Origin of the sequence: Pseudomonas sp. CCI4.2, from assembly GCF_034350045.1 — a bacterium.
In the GTDB taxonomy this organism is placed as follows: Bacteria; Pseudomonadota; Gammaproteobacteria; order Pseudomonadales; family Pseudomonadaceae; genus Aquipseudomonas.
In genome coordinates this window covers 2739701-2753976 of the sequence record NZ_CP133781.1, presented here as the reverse complement: position 1 = coordinate 2753976, position 14276 = coordinate 2739701, and the positions used below count along the sequence as shown (strand labels likewise).

14 protein-coding genes and 1 pseudogene are annotated in these 14276 nt (G+C 54.7%); 4 read left to right on the top strand and 11 right to left on the bottom strand.

Annotated elements, in window-relative coordinates; translation table 11 throughout:
- Positions 1 to 63: 63 nt before the first annotated feature.
- Complete coding sequence (locus RHM65_RS12485) at positions 64 to 354, bottom strand: hypothetical protein (RefSeq protein WP_322185228.1); 291 nt, start codon at positions 352 to 354, stop codon at positions 64 to 66.
- 159 nt (positions 355 to 513) lie between these two features.
- On the opposite strand from RHM65_RS12485, the gene RHM65_RS12480 reads away from it, so the two are divergent.
- Entirely contained in the window at positions 514 to 1245 is a 732-nt protein-coding gene (locus RHM65_RS12480; RefSeq protein ID WP_322185226.1) for an HNH endonuclease signature motif containing protein, read from the top strand.
- A 190-nt stretch (positions 1246 to 1435) separates the two neighbouring features.
- Here the strand turns inward: RHM65_RS12480 and RHM65_RS12475 are convergent, their stop codons facing one another.
- From RHM65_RS12475 to RHM65_RS12455, 5 genes are read right to left on the bottom strand one after another with little or no spacing between them, the layout of a single operon-like run.
- A complete protein-coding gene (locus RHM65_RS12475; RefSeq protein WP_322165675.1) occupies positions 1436 to 2014 on the bottom strand; it encodes a TerD family protein in 579 nt (192 codons plus the stop codon).
- Between the two features lie 35 nt (positions 2015 to 2049).
- Entirely contained in the window at positions 2050 to 2625 is a 576-nt protein-coding gene (locus tag RHM65_RS12470) for a TerD family protein (RefSeq protein WP_322165676.1), read from the bottom strand.
- 25 nt (positions 2626 to 2650) lie between these two features.
- Complete coding sequence (locus tag RHM65_RS12465) at positions 2651 to 3682, bottom strand: TerC/Alx family metal homeostasis membrane protein (protein WP_322185224.1); 1032 nt, start codon at positions 3680 to 3682, stop codon at positions 2651 to 2653.
- Positions 3683 to 3707: 25 nt separating this feature from the next.
- Positions 3708 to 4157 (bottom strand): tellurite resistance TerB family protein, encoded by a 450-nt coding sequence (locus tag RHM65_RS12460; protein WP_322185222.1) that lies wholly within the window; start codon positions 4155 to 4157, stop codon positions 3708 to 3710.
- A gap of 22 nt (positions 4158 to 4179) precedes the next feature.
- Positions 4180 to 4773, bottom strand: a complete 594-nt coding sequence (locus RHM65_RS12455) for a TerD family protein (protein WP_322165680.1) — start codon at positions 4771 to 4773, stop codon at positions 4180 to 4182.
- 325 nt (positions 4774 to 5098) lie between these two features.
- On the opposite strand from RHM65_RS12455, the gene RHM65_RS12450 reads away from it, so the two are divergent.
- Positions 5099 to 6007: a restriction endonuclease gene (locus RHM65_RS12450; RefSeq protein WP_322185220.1), complete on the top strand. Its 909-nt coding sequence runs from the start codon at positions 5099 to 5101 to the stop codon at positions 6005 to 6007.
- 229 nt (positions 6008 to 6236) lie between these two features.
- On the opposite strand, the gene RHM65_RS12445 is transcribed toward RHM65_RS12450, so the two are convergent.
- The 4 genes and pseudogenes from RHM65_RS12445 to RHM65_RS12435 all read right to left on the bottom strand — a co-directional run bounded on the left by RHM65_RS12445 (position 6237) and on the right by RHM65_RS12435 (position 10422).
- Entirely contained in the window at positions 6237 to 7328 is a 1092-nt protein-coding gene (locus RHM65_RS12445) for a hypothetical protein (protein WP_322165682.1), read from the bottom strand.
- Between the two features lie 198 nt (positions 7329 to 7526).
- Positions 7527 to 8282, bottom strand: coding sequence for a methyl-accepting chemotaxis protein (locus tag RHM65_RS25350; protein WP_416195137.1), 756 nt, complete (start codon positions 8280 to 8282; stop codon positions 7527 to 7529).
- 102 nt (positions 8283 to 8384) lie between these two features.
- A pseudogene (locus tag RHM65_RS25345) lies at positions 8385 to 9116 on the bottom strand (cache domain-containing protein); the annotation flags it as partial.
- A gap of 397 nt (positions 9117 to 9513) precedes the next feature.
- Positions 9514 to 10422 carry a LysR family transcriptional regulator gene (locus RHM65_RS12435; protein ID WP_322165684.1) on the bottom strand — a complete coding sequence of 303 codons (909 nt, stop codon included), beginning with the start codon at positions 10420 to 10422 and terminating at the stop codon, positions 9514 to 9516.
- A 112-nt stretch (positions 10423 to 10534) separates the two neighbouring features.
- On the opposite strand from RHM65_RS12435, the gene RHM65_RS12430 reads away from it, so the two are divergent.
- Positions 10535 to 11740 carry an MFS transporter gene (locus tag RHM65_RS12430; protein ID WP_322185218.1) on the top strand — a complete coding sequence of 402 codons (1206 nt, stop codon included), beginning with the start codon at positions 10535 to 10537 and terminating at the stop codon, positions 11738 to 11740.
- 159 nt (positions 11741 to 11899) lie between these two features.
- On the top strand, positions 11900 to 12982 hold the full coding sequence (locus RHM65_RS12425) for a diguanylate cyclase (RefSeq protein WP_322185216.1): 1083 nt from the start codon (positions 11900 to 11902) through the stop codon (positions 12980 to 12982).
- Here the strand turns inward: RHM65_RS12425 and RHM65_RS12420 are convergent.
- Positions 12979 to 13881 (bottom strand): hypothetical protein, encoded by a 903-nt coding sequence (locus RHM65_RS12420; RefSeq protein ID WP_322185214.1) that lies wholly within the window; start codon positions 13879 to 13881, stop codon positions 12979 to 12981. The genes RHM65_RS12425 and RHM65_RS12420 overlap by 4 nt on opposite strands.
- Between the last annotated feature and the right edge of the window lie 395 nt (positions 13882 to 14276).

Sequence of the window (14276 nt, the reverse complement as noted above, 5' to 3'; positions counted from 1 at the left end):
AACTTCAACTATTTTATTTAGCTCTCCGACGCACTTCACCCCGGGCCTCGTTAACAGACAAGTTTATTGAACTACCCTCCCCCGATACCCCTCAATCATCTCCTTCGAAATATCCCCTTTAAAGCAAAGCGGGGCGTACCCACCCGGTCGGTTGTAAGCGCTTCGCTTACCGCAACGGCTACCATTTTTCGCCGCATTGTAAGGGCATGGGCAATTGCTGGGGTATGACGCGATAGAGCCATTAATGAGAATTTGGACGATGGCTGAATCAGTCAGTCTTGCCTCTTTGCCTGACGCAGAGAAAGCGCAAAGCAGCGCCAGCATTGTTATGAAACCTACCCCTACTTTTCTCACGGCCTTTCCTTAGCGTTCACGGAAGAAACATTAAAATCCTCTACCATGATGCCTCAAGGCCACTGTTCAAAGTCACATTATTATGTAGGCCACGACCTCCAGTAGACACCGAATATTCCTACACGTATCGTCACGCCTGCATTCGATATTGGCGGCGTTATGACGAAGAAGATTTCTGCCCGATGGACTGACGTAGAGCTTGAGGCGGCTGTCGACGCCTATCTCAGCATGCGTGAAATGGAGAACAACGGCCGCCCATTCAAAAAGACTGAAATGGGCCTAAAGCTGCGAGAAGGCGCTTTGTCCGCTCGTAGCAAATCAGCCATCGAGCTGCGGATGCAGAATATTTCCAGTGTGCTGGTGGAGCTGGGGCAGAATCGCATAAAAGGTTATGTGCCTGCGAAGAACGTGGGCGCGAACGTCAGCAAGAAGATTCAGGAAATGCTTAACGATAAAGGTATTTTTAAAGTACCTGGCGAGGGTGCGACTGCTAGTAATACGTCCATTGGCCAAGAACTCGAAGCGTCCACAGCCGACAACCTAGCCGCCCCACTGGGTATCAAACATCCAAAGCACTCTAACTCGACAGTCATCACATTTTTTCGTGACGACAAGGTTAGAGAATGGGTGCTTATGCACGCGAATGGTACGTGCGAAGGTTGCGGAAAAGTTGGGCCGTTTTTAGGTGTGGACGGGAGGCCATTTCTGGAAGTACATCATGTTCATCCGCTCGCGATGGCGGGTAGCGACAGAATCGAGAACGTAGCGGCGCTTTGCCCGAATTGTCATCGTCGCTGTCATTTGGCAGCGGATAAAAAGGCCTTTACCGAGTCGCTCTATGTGCGGGTCAAGCGCCTCAAAGAAGAATGCCTAGACCTCGTGGTGGACTGAACATTCGTTCGGTGCTGTTAAACGACTTTTCGAGTTTGCGGGATTACGACTGCTTCGCAACTGATCGCGGGCAAGCGCGCTCATACGGGTTTGGGTGTTTGCCGAAGGCTGCGATTTGATGTCTATCGCAGCCTTCGGCAGCTCCTACGGGGGTTAGGCGGTGTGCGTGACACCATCTGCCCCTATGAACTTAACCGATAGCCACCCCATGCGCCTCTGCCAACGGTTTCAAGCCGCCAGCAAAACCCTGTCCAATGGCTTTGAATTTGAACTCGTCGCCAGAGCGGTACAGCTCGCCAAAGATCATGGCCGTTTCGGTGGAGGCGTCTTCTGACAGGTCGTAGCGGGCGAGTTCTTTGCCGTCGGCTTTGTTCACCACACGGATGAACGCGTTAGCAACTTGACCGAAGTTTTGTTTGCGTTCATCCGCTGAGTGGATGGTGACGGCGAACACCAGTTTTTTCACCGAAGCGGCCAGGCCATTGAGTTTGACGGTGACTTGCTCGTCATCGCCTTCCCCCGCACCAGAGCGGTTGTCGCCCATGTGTTCGACGGAACCGTCTGTGCTTTTTTTGTTGTTGTAGAAAATGAAGCTGGCGTCGTCGAGTACTTTTCCACTTTCACCGACGATGAAGACAGACGCGTCCAGGTCGAACTCGGCGCCGTCGGTAACCCGCGGATCCCAGCCCAAACCTACGATAACCTCGGCAAGCCCTGGGGCTTCTTTGGACAAGGAAACGTTACCGCCTTTGTTCAGACTTACAGCCATCGCTAAATCCTTTTTCGCTGATTGAAATGTGAAGGTTAGAAATTCATACCGTAAGAATTTGCCAAGGCTTTAAGGCCTCCGGCGAATCCTTGGCCGACCGCACGAAACTTCCATTCCGAGCCGTTACGATAAAGCTCGGCGAAGACCATGGCCGTCTCGACCGAGGCATCTTCAGCCAGGTCATAACGAACGATCTCGGTGCTGGAAAGGTCATTGACTACGCGGATAAACGAGCCGCTTACTTGTCCAAAGTTTTGCTTGCGGCCTTCAGCGTCGTGGATCGTGACAATGAACACCACCTTGTCGATATCCACTGAAAGGCGACTGAGATCGACTGTTAGAGACTCGTCGTCACCCGCGCCTTCACCTGTGCGGTTATCACCGGTGTGTTCGACCGAACCGTCGACACTTTTCAGTTGGTTGTAAAAAATGAAGTCTTTCTCGCCACGGACTTTGCCGTTAGCGCCCACCAGTAAAGCACTGGCGTCCAGGTCAAACTCTTGACCGTTGGTAGCCCGGGGGTCCCAGCCCAGACCGACCAGAATTTTAGTCAGCGTCGGGTCAGTTTTCGATAATGAAAGGTTGCCGCCTTTCTGAAGAGTCAGAGCCATTTCCATTTACTCCTTTGTTTGATGTTTAGGCTTTTTCAACCTGCTCGACTTTCCCGGGAAACAGCACACTGGCAAGAATCCCGATGGCCAATACCACCATCACAATCAGCAAACTAGTGTTTGCACCGATGTTATAGCCGTGGTCGAACAGGTGATTGGTTGCGTTCAGGGCGAGCTTGGCTGCAATGAAAAACAGCAGGGCGATGACCGCTTTTTCTAGATGAACCAAGTACCGTTTCAGTGCTTCGAGCACGAAGTACAAGGTGCGCAAACCGAGGATGGCGAACAGCATTGCGGAATACACAATCAGCGGTTCGCGACTGACTGCGATCACCGCCGGTACTGAGTCGAAAGCAAACAAGACGTCTGAAATTTCAGCGACTACCAGGCAGAGGAATAACGGCGTAGCGAACAAGGTGCCCTTCGCTGCCAGCGTCATGCCTTTGTTTTCTGGCTTTTCTAATTCACGTTCGAGCTCATGGCGGCGAACGAAGAAGTTGTTGCCGTGAAGCTTGGGCCATACCGGGAACAGTTTTTTCGCAAATCGGTAAGCCATGTGTTCCGAATAGTCCGGCTCTTCCTCGTCATCGCCACCACTTCTGAGCATCATGACCGCTGTCCAACCGACGATGACGGCGAAGGCAACTTCGACCCAAGGGCCAAAGGCGAGGAGTCCGGTGCCGATGGCAACGAAGACCAGGCGGAACAGAATCGCACCGATAATGCCCCAATAGAGCACCCGGTGACGCAGGCCGTCAGGTACTTTGAACCACGCAAAAATCGCCATGAACACGAACAGATTGTCGACGCTCAGCACTTTTTCCAGGGCATAACCGGTGACGAATAGGCTGGCAATGGTTGGACCGTGTTCGACATACAGAAAACCGGCGAACCCAAGCGAAATGACGACCCAAAACACCGACCAAACTGCAGCCTGGGTAAGCGAAACCGGTTTGTTGCCTCGGTGGGAGAGCATATCGATGAGCATTGCCCCGACCGCCAAACTCACAAAAACAGCTGTCGTAAGAGGTGGAAATCCAAGTGACACGCTTTCCATTGAATGAAATCCCTTAATTCACTATCTACAGATCGAAATCGGCCGGGTTCAAACCAAGCTCGTTGCAAAGGGTCCGGCACATGGCGCGCTCGGCTTCATCGAAGTGCCCATCCGCTCCACCAATCGCGCAGCAGACGCGAATTAGCAGGCGTGCGGCGTCTTCTTTTTTCTTGATCTTGGCCACTGTTTTCAGCGCCTCCGCCCGGCCGATCTGAAAATCGAATTCAAACTTGGCGCAAATGTCTTGAAAGGCGTTGATCACAACTTTCAGATCAAATGCCTTAAGCTCCCGAGAGTTCTGAATAAAGCCGGTCATCTTCAGTTTTTCGGCGCCACTAATATCGCCATCCGCCGCCGCAACCAAGGCACAACCCGCGACGACGGCGTCCATGAACTCCCGGTTTTTAAACTGGCTCACTTCGGATGCCAATTTTTCCCGAGCCGCCGTTGCATTTGTTTTTAGCCAATCAAGCATGTTGAACTCCCAGTAGGTGAAGTCAGGCGCGAAGCGCTCGGGCAGCCAGTCCCACCAAGTCATCGGCGGTACGGCCGTTGGTGGCCTCACCGATGGTGGTGAAGTCCCAACCGGAAGCGGATCGGGTCAGACAGGCCATCACGACACCGGTGTGCTGACCCTTGTCAGAAAGATTGAAGCGAGCCAGCTCATTGCCGTTGTCGGCGTTCACAATCCGGCAGGTGGCGTTTTCGATGCGTTCAAAATTCTGGCCGGTGAATGAATTCACGGTGAACACCAGGTACTTCACAGTGGCTGGCAACTTCTCCAGGTCCACAGCGATGGACTCATCGTCGCCATCACCTTCGCCGGTGCGATTGTCGCCTGAGTGTTTGATGGAGCCGTCGTTGGATTGAAGCGCGCGAAACCACACCAGATCGATGGGTTTCTTGTCTCCGTCGAGCACGATGCAGGACGCGTCCAAGTCGATTTCCTGGCTGCCTGCACCTAACAATTTTGAAAAGAAGCCGGTTGGCTTCACCGGATCCCAACCGAGTCCGAGGGTGACCTGCTTAAGGCCGCTGCCTGCGGTTTTCTCAAGAGAGATGGTTTGGTTCTTGGTCAACGTAATTGCCATGCGACGTTCCTTGTTGTGATCACTGCCCATGAGAATCGTTGGCAGGCTGCGGGTATCCGATTAGCAACTGCCCAACTATTTATGCTTTTCAGACAGGAAAATCTGCTCCGAAAATCAAGGAAGCAACTCTCTCAGCGAACGAGGAATTGCGATGCCGGACAAGCACCCTTTCGGCTGTAAGATCGGTCCGCTACTTATGTAGGCAAAAGGATCGGCGGCTGTGGGCAGTCTTAGAAGGGGGTATTCGAGGTGTAGATGATGCGGGTCATGGACACCTTTTCCCCGCACCCGTATTGTCGCGACGGCCTTTCTATATCAGAGCACTATGTCCAGAAAATCCTCGTTCCTCGACGATCTACTTTTTATCGCGACCAAGCTTCCGTGGTGGCTCAGCGTGGCTATTGGGGTGGGCGCCTATGGGTACCTCCACTCGCTTTCTTTAGCACCCATTCCGATTTATTCAGATTTAAACCATTTGCAACCGGTGGTTTTCAGCACGCTGTTGAAACCCGTTGCTACGTTCGGCCAATATTTGCTGCCGCTGGTTTTCCTCAGCGGCGCCGCAGCCTCGGTTCTGGGCCGCCGTAAACGACGTAATCTGCTCGCGGCGATGACCATGGCAGGAGGTGAGACTGCGGCCACTATCAGTTGGCAGCAGTTCGAACTGTTAGTGGGTGAGGCGTTGCGGCATCAAGGATTTAGCGTGCTGGAAACCGGCGGGAACGGGCCGGATGGGGGTGTTGATTTGATTGCGCGTAAGGACGGCGAAACGTACCTGGTGCAATGCAAACAGTGGCGTTCATTGCAGGTCGGCGTCCCGGTGGTGCGGGAGCTATACGGGGCAATGGCGGCCGAAGGTGCGACCGGCGGAATGGTGATCACCAGCGGTCGATTTACCGGACCTGCCAAGCAATTCGCCTCGGGACGGAACCTGCGGCTGGTGGACGGGGAACTGCTCAATAAATGGATCGCGGCGAGCAAACGAGCTGGACCGAAACCAACGTCGGAAGTGGTTGAGACGCGCAAGGAGCCAGCGGTTGAGGCACCAGCAGTGGCAACCGCTGTTACGGTGGTCGAAGAGTTGATTAAACCGGCGGCGCCCGCGTGCCCTCACTGCAAAAAACAGATGGTAATACGGGTTGCCCGAAGCGGGGCCAATGCCGGGGGCGATTTCTGGGGGTGTTCCGCTTATCCAAAGTGCCGGGGTATTCGGACGATATTTAAGCTGTTGTGATGCCAGATCTCGACCTGTAGGAGAGGCCGCCACGTCTTCGACGCCGCGCTGTCGTGTAGCGAACTGAGTGGCATTTTGTATTTGTTTGAGATTGCAGCGTGTCAGGACTGAAGCCTTCCCGAATGAATTCGGTCCCACAGATTTTGGCGTTGCACAGATTTCTGTACGTCCGAAGGACCTTCGCCAGTTCACATTGGCTGCAGAGAAACTTGTAACGCCCTCACGTCATTTATTTCGGCAATTCCAGCGCCACCGAGCCTGGATGCGGCGCCACTGCGCTGTAGGGCAGCACTGACCAATCAGGGCCTTCGCACGCGCGCATCACGCGGGCGAACGAGGGGCCGAAGTAGAGCCCTTTGGGTTTAAAGTACCAGGCGGGGAAATCCCAAATATCCGGGTCATTGAAGTCGCAGTTATCTTCGTATTCGGCGTTGGGCGTTTTCATGCCGACGGGCGCGGCGGCTTGCAGTTGGCCGACCAGCCAAGGGGCAAACTGTTTGCTGCGATACTCGGCAAAGGTATCGAAGCTGACGGACGACGCGTCTTGCTCGTTGCTGCTTTGATGGTCTTCGTAGTGGAAGGGGTTGCCATCGCCCACCCAGAGCACATCTTCCAATGACAGCGGCTTACCGGTGGTGGCGTCAAGGTTGAGGGGGGTGTCGCCAAAGTCTGGGTGGGCGCCGCCGCAGTCGTAGCGGGTGAAAACACTGACGCTGACGACGGCAGGCGAGAGTAATTCCGGGGTAACGGTCTGTTGGAAATCGGCGCCAAACCGGCTGCCCTGAAGCAGACAGGCATGATAGCTGACCACCTCGTCCCACAGGCGAGCGCGCAGTTGTTGGTTAATGAGCTTGCCCTGTTGCGGCGGATAGCCTGAGGTGACCTCGAACATCGAGACCTTTGACTCAGGCTCTGTCCACCACTGCAGGGTATAACCCATGAACGTCTGCACCTTGCCCGGTTGAAGAGACATGTCCCGCAAACGCAAATAATCGTAGGGCGACTTTTTAAAAATAGCCTGCCACCCGGCTTCGGCATCGGCTGGCGGCGGCGCAAACTGTTTCTCTGTCAGGACGACCTTAAGGGTTTTGCCCTCAGTGCCGGGAACAGTCCACTGGCCTTGCCAACCGTCTTGAGCAATTTGATGCAGGTCTATTTCGGGCAGAATTTTTCCGCTGTCGTCGTCCATGCCCTCGGCCAGTGTCAGCTCTTTACCTTCCTGTACGCCACTGAGGGCCAGGTCTGCGTGGTATTTCTCGTAGAAATACCGACCGCTGATTTCCGCCGGATCGCTAAGGTCCAGCTCTAACACAATAGGCATGTCGCCCACTGCGCCGGTATAGAGATGCAGCGGTTCGCCAGCATGACCAGCAAAAGGTAAGAGACTGCAAAGGACGAATACGGCTCGGGTCAGAGTTGGACTGGCTAAGCGAAACAATCCTTCGCGCATGAGGCGGGCCTTTGGAGATGAGAGGGAAAGTAGACCGATGTTGCTACCGACGCCCCCTCCCCCGCAACCTCAAATCCTGAATTGACGAACCAACCCGCCGAGGCGATTACCCAGTTCGGTCAAGCTTCTTGAGGTCTGAGCGCCACTTTGCGCATCGCCTGCCACAACGTCCGCTGCTTGGGCAATGTGGGTCATGCTGCGACTGACTTCTTCGGCCACGGCGGTCTGTTCTTCCGACGCGCTGGCGATCTGCGCGTTCATGTCGTTGATCGTCTCGATCAATGTGCCGATGGCGTCCAGAGACACTCCGGCCTGGTTTGCCAGCTCGCCGGTGGTTTTGCCGGTTTCACTGGAGCGGCCCATGGCAACCACAGCGTCCAGCGTGCCTTTTTGCAACAGGCCGATCATCTCGTTAATTTCTTGAGTGCTTTTTTGCGTACGGCTGGCCAGCGCGCGAACTTCGTCGGCGACGACAGCGAACCCGCGACCGGCGTCGCCAGCGCGGGCGGCTTCGATGGCCGCGTTCAGCGCCAGCAAGTTGGTCTGTTCGGCAATGGATCGAATCACGTCCACCACGCTGGCAATCGACTGCACGTCGTTGCGCAGGTTATCCAGCGAGGAGCTGCTTTGCCCGATGTCGCTGATCAACGAGTGAATGCTATCGATGCTTTTGCTCACCACGTCTTTCGCTTCGGCGCCCACATCGCTGGTTTTTCTGGCGGCCAGCGAAGCGCCCTGTGCGCTGACGGCGACCTGTTGTGCGGCCGCCGACATTTCATGAATCGCCGTGGCAACCTGATCAGTTTCCTGACGCTGTTGGTCCATGGCCTTCTCTGATCGCTGCGATTGGGCGGACATATCGCCCACCAGCGACGTCAATTGCCCGGTCATTTCGGCGATCTGGCGGACGAGGCCATGAACCTTTTCAACAAACATATTGAACGAGTTCGCCAAGGCGCCCAGTTCATCGCTGCCAGTGACCGGCAGCCGACGCGTCAGGTCACCATCACCTGCAGCGATGTCATCAAGGTTCTTCTTGATCGCAAGGACCGGTTTGACGATGCCGTTGCCTATCCACACACCGATGACGGCAACCAGCAGCAACAAGCCTGCGGCAATGGCCAGAATAAATGCGGTGTATGAACCGATCCGACCATGGCGGTCGCTGGCGATCGCTTGCACCTGAACGGCAATGTCATCGAGGTTCACTTGCGTACCAAACACCAGGTCCCATTTGTCCAGGTATACGGTGTAGCCCAGCTTGGGCACCGGCTTGTCGCTGCCCGGCGTCTGCCAGTCATACCGAAAGTAATGGGTGCCGGACTTGCCTGCCTCAACTAACCCACGGATAACATAAACGCCATTGGCGTCCTGACTGTCGACAAAGCTTTTGCCTATATCGAGGTCTTTATCGGCCCAAAACACTCGAACACTTGCCGAGTTATAACCATAGAAGTAACTCTGCTTGTCATATATCAATGTTCGAAGAACTTTTACCGCTTTATCACGGGCTTCTAGGTCGCCAGGGTTCGACGCGTCATAGATCGGTTGAATCGCCGCCATGGCGATTTCCAAGTAGTGCTTGAGTGAAACCTTTCGCTCCTCGATCAGCAGCGAGCGCGTCTGCTCAACCTCCTCGGACGCCAGCTTTTGCAGCACCACGTATGTGATACAGCTGATCACCGCCGCCAGCAGCAGGCTCGGGATGATCGCAAGAAGAATGACTTTACTGCGTAGATTAAGCGCCACGAGGGGATTCGCCTCAGTCAGGAGATAGTGTTTTAAATGATGAATTGTCCCCGCGTTGTAATAAACGCGACAACGCTCAATGCGGTTCTAATAAGTAGGGTATTAGGTGGGAAATGAACAACGGCTCAATCATAAAAGACCCGACAGATAAGTCAATACGTCATCATATAAAGAACGATTAATCGGGCCTAAACACCCACTCTTAGCCAACTTGTTGGCGAGCAGGCTTGATGCGGTCTACCCGGTACACCGCTTCGCCAACACGTTGGCTACAGATGTGCGCGTCCCGGATTCGGAGGCCGAGTCGCTAGTCGATGGTTAACGCCGCCGAAAGCCGCTCGATCAGCCTGTGGACTTTGGGTAAGGTCTCGCGGCTGCGCGGCCACGCCAGATACAGCGGCAATCCATGGGTCGCCAATTCGGGAAGCACTTCAACCAACTCGCCGTTACGCAATTGTTCTTTTACCAGCCAGGTCGCGAATTGCGCGATGCCGCTGCCCGCCATCACCGCCGAGACCAATGCTTCCGCATTCCCCACGACAATACGGCCGGGGATAGGCCGGGATTGGGTTTTTCCGGCACCGTCGGCAAAAAACCAGGGGCTGCTGCTGCCGTCCGCTTTGCCGTACAGAACGCACGCGTGCTCGGCCAAATCCTCAATAGTCTGAGGCCGACCTCGTTTCTCGAGGTAGGCCGGTGAGGCGCAACGGGTGACCCGCTCCGTCCCCAAGCAACAATGATTCAGCGCTGCGGGCCAAGCGTCGGCCCCCCCGATGCGTACCGAGAGATCAATACGCTCCTCGAGCAAATCGACAAAGCGGTCTGTAAACGAGAGATGCGCTCGCAAGTTTGGGTAGTCCTCGACGAATGCCAATATCAGCGGCATCACGTGCAGCCGTCCGTAAGAAGTGGGCAGGTCAATTCTTAAGTTGCCGGAAGGCTCCGCACGCTGGGCATCCAATTCCGTTTCGGCCTCTTCCAGATCGGCAAGAACCCGGGTGCACACGCTGTAGTAACTTGCTCCGGCCTCCGTCAGCGCCAAACGGCGCGTGGTGCGCTCAAACAATCGCGTGCCAAGCCGCCCCTCTAAGCGGGCTATGCCTTTGCTGACGGCGGAGTTACTGAGGTTCAGACGTTCGGCGGCGGCAGTAAAACTGCCCGCGTTGGCGACCCCGACGAACATGGCAATGCCTTTTAGGCGTTCAGTTGTGGACATAACGGTCGGGAATCATTAGTGAAATAGATTCCACAGTGTACGGAAAAATGACCAGCGATAAGAATTTGATTCTTCAATAGGCTGTCAGCTCTTAATAAGCTGAGTGTGTGGCATGTCTTCCTTGGATTCGACCGTATCTCCCACCGCCTTGGACACCACGCGCACAGGCAGTGGTTTGGCAATTCTCATCCTGGCGCTGGCCGGGTTCGTCATTGTGACCACCGAATTTTTGATTATCGGTTTGCTGCCGGCACTGGCCCGCGACCTGCACATTTCAATTTCCAATGCGGGGTTGCTAGTGACGCTGTTCGCATTCACCGTGATGCTCTGCGGACCACCCCTGACGGCCATGCTGTCGCACTTGGACCGCAAGCGCATGTTTGTGGCGATTCTGCTGATATTCGCCGCTTCCAGTGCATTGGCTGCGCTTTCCAGCAACATTTGGGTACTGGCCTTGGCGCGGTTTATCCCGGCCTTGGCGCTTCCGGTGTTTTGGGGTACGGCCAGTGAAACCGCTAGCATGATGGCGGGCCCAGAGCACGCCGGGCGCGCGGTATCACGCATCTACTTGGGTATTTCCGCCGCAATGTTATTCGGCATTCCACTGGGCACGCTGTTTTCCGAAGCAGTCGGCTGGCGGGGGGCGTTCTGGGGCGTGGCCGTGCTTTCACTGGTGATGGCGGTGTTGTTGTGGGCGTACATGCCGAAAACGGCACCGACGCAAAAAGTTCGGCTTGCGGAACAGGCCGAGATTCTGGCCGACCCGACCTTCATCGCCCATCTGCTGCTGTCGATCCTGTTGTTTACCTCGATGTTCACCGCCTACACGTACTTGGCCGACACCTTGGAACGCGTTGCTGGCGTCGCGTCGGCGCAGGTCGGCTGGTGGCTGATGGGTTTCGGCGCGGTGGGATTGATTGGCAATTGGCTGGGTGGGCGTTTCGTTGATCGCAGCCCACTGGGTTCGACCTTGGTGTTTGCGCTGTTGTTGGGCTTGGGCATGAGCGCAACCGTTCCGGCGGCGGGCTCTCTACCCTTGCTCGGCGTGGTGTTGCTGGTGTGGGGCATTGCCCATACGGCGCTGTTTCCCATTTGTCAGATTCGGGTGATGAAAGCGGCGCCGCAGGCCCAGGCATTGGCGGGCACACTGAACGTTTCAGCCGCCAACGCGGGTATCGGCCTTGGTTCGATCATCGGCGGGTTCACCATCGAGCAGTGGGGGCTGGGGACCATCGGTTATGTGGCAACGGTCGTTGCTGTGCTGGCACTTGTTATGGTTTTGGTCACGTCGCGGCTGAGTAAGTCCACTAGCCGTTAATCCGCGACGATTGCCCAGCGATCTACGACGCACGTATTTTTTTCAATAATGGCAAATGGCTCTTCCCACCCAGTGACGGGCAGGCCACACTTGGCGGTGTTCTGAGGGGAGGCCGAGGCTTTCAGACCGCAAGGGCAGAAAACTCGGTGAAAGAGAGCGATGAAAAAACAAACAGGAAAAGGACTTTCCTTCGTTAAGCGCATGTACTTGCCGCGCGGCTTAGGGCTGGGTCTGGGCTTTTTGAGTGTGGCCGCTGCGCTGGATCCCTTGCAGCCTGCAACGTGGGTGTGGGCGCTGTTGCTGTTTCATGCCTTCGGCGGCGCGCACGTGCAGTTTCAGCTGGCACGCTTGTCGTCATACCCCTACTGGGCCGAACGCCGCAACCTCATGTTCGATTCGATCATGGGCGGCTTCTGGGCGGGTGCTGTCGGTCTCAATCCGCTACCCGCTTTCGCCGTACTCGGCATGATGTCCATGAATAATATCTCGTCAGGCGGTCCAAGGTTTTTCTGGCGCGGATGCCTTGCACAGTTGGTCGGTGTTTTGATTGCGGTGGCTATCTTTTCGCCCACGCTCGTCACGACCAGTACCCCGCTGCAACTCTATGCCTCACTGCCGCTGCTGCTGATCTACCCCCTGTCCGTTGGACTGGCGTGTTATGAATTAGCGATTAAGTTATCCGAGCATAAAAACCGGCTTGGAATACTCAGCCGCACCGACAGCCTGACCGGGCTGTTCAATCATGGCGCCTGGAAAGACCTGTTGCAGATCGAGTACGGCACCTGCCAAGCGTTAAACCGTTCGACCACCATCGCGCTGATAGATATCGATCACTTCAAAGCCATCAATGACACCCACGGCCATATCGTTGGCGACAACGTGCTGAAACAGCTGGGTAGCGAACTGATTAAAAACCTGCGCGACACTGACCTTGCCGGGCGTTATGGCGGCGACGAGTTCTGCGTCATTCTGCCCAACACGTCCCTTAGCCAAGCCGCGGAAATCCTCGAACGCTTGCGCCAGACCGTCAACCACCAGCGCGACCCCGCGATACCCAGCCTGACCATGAGCCTGAGTATCGGAATCGCCGCTTACAAACCCCATTTCAACGGCGCCGGCATGTGGCTTAACGAAGCCGATAAAGCCCTGTACGCCGCGAAAAGCACAGGGCGTAACAAGATCAACTCTGCGCCGGTTGAATCGACAGTGTTTGCTTGCACCCTTGGCGCTGAAATAGGTTAATGCCGCCCCCTCGTCAAGAAATCGGCCAAGCTGGGAAGGCCGTTTCGAAAGTTCGAGCCCATGGCTTTGAAGATAATTCGGCGAAGGATGTCTTTTAGGGTTTCAGGGGGAGCCGAAGCCGACTGTTTGGAGGCGCCCGTTTTGCCTTTAGCTTTTCTGCCTAGATCTAAAAGCGCGTCTACGACCTGAGCCTTACCGTTCTTGAATTTATACGTTTCCTTGGAAGCGTGCACACTATAGTTTTTATCCACATAAGTATGCGTCGCAAATCTAGCACCCAAAGGCGACTCATCGCCCTTGGCTGAAAACTTGTTGATGACTTTTTCCATAAACTCAAAATCGTGGTGATTCATCACGCTGTAATCTTTATTCATCGCGAACTTTATAAATCCTTGATCCAACTCCGTCGTTTTTATAGCGTCACTGGCTAACACGCGCTTGATCGTCGCCGTGTCTTTGTCGGTAAACCTGTAGGACAACATGTGGCCTTTGCTATCGAGGTCTTGACCGTTATTAAGTGGACTTAAAAACCTAGCACTTGCCCGGTAGTTCGCCAGCCCATAACCTAATACATCGACATAAGCTAAATCGGCGCCTTGTTCTTCAGCAAACTTATAAATTTTACTTAGAACAACTCTATCTCCTTGTGTTAGAAAATTAACGGCAGGCTCCGAGCTTGATTGGAGCGCACTCGGGTGTAGAATTTTTGAAGGAAGCCGGTAACTTGGATTGTCACTGTGAAATAATCGCTGTCTCATGTGAGCTTCGCCACTAATTGTGACGGTAGATTTCTGAAAGCTGTTTGGAATTGAATCCGGATCGTGCTTTAGATCTGAAGTTTTGACACGGCCATAGGATGCGTAAGTTAAAGGGGATACATTGGCTTCCGTAACTCTCATGATTCTTCCTCCCAAGGTTAACCCCCGAATGACTTAAGTCACCCGGGAGTCCTCATCTATTAATACGTTAAGTTAAACCTAACGGTATTTTGACCCGCAGGCACGCTAAAGCGGGCACCACCCGCAGTTCTGTGTTTTATGACCACCACTGAAGCAAACCGAAATGGAATGCTGAAACTAGCCGTACCATTTGAGTTTGGAGCAGCCGGCTTGCAATTTTCTGGATACCCAGGACTCCGCAGGCAAATCTCCACCGATTCACCCGTACTGTTCGGATACCACGTGGTGTTCCAATCAACATTTGTAAGCGCAGCGCTCATCAGCGCTCCCCTCGGATACGAGATACCAATAAACGAGTGAGCAGAAGTTCCCACATGTCCATCCCGAAGTATCCG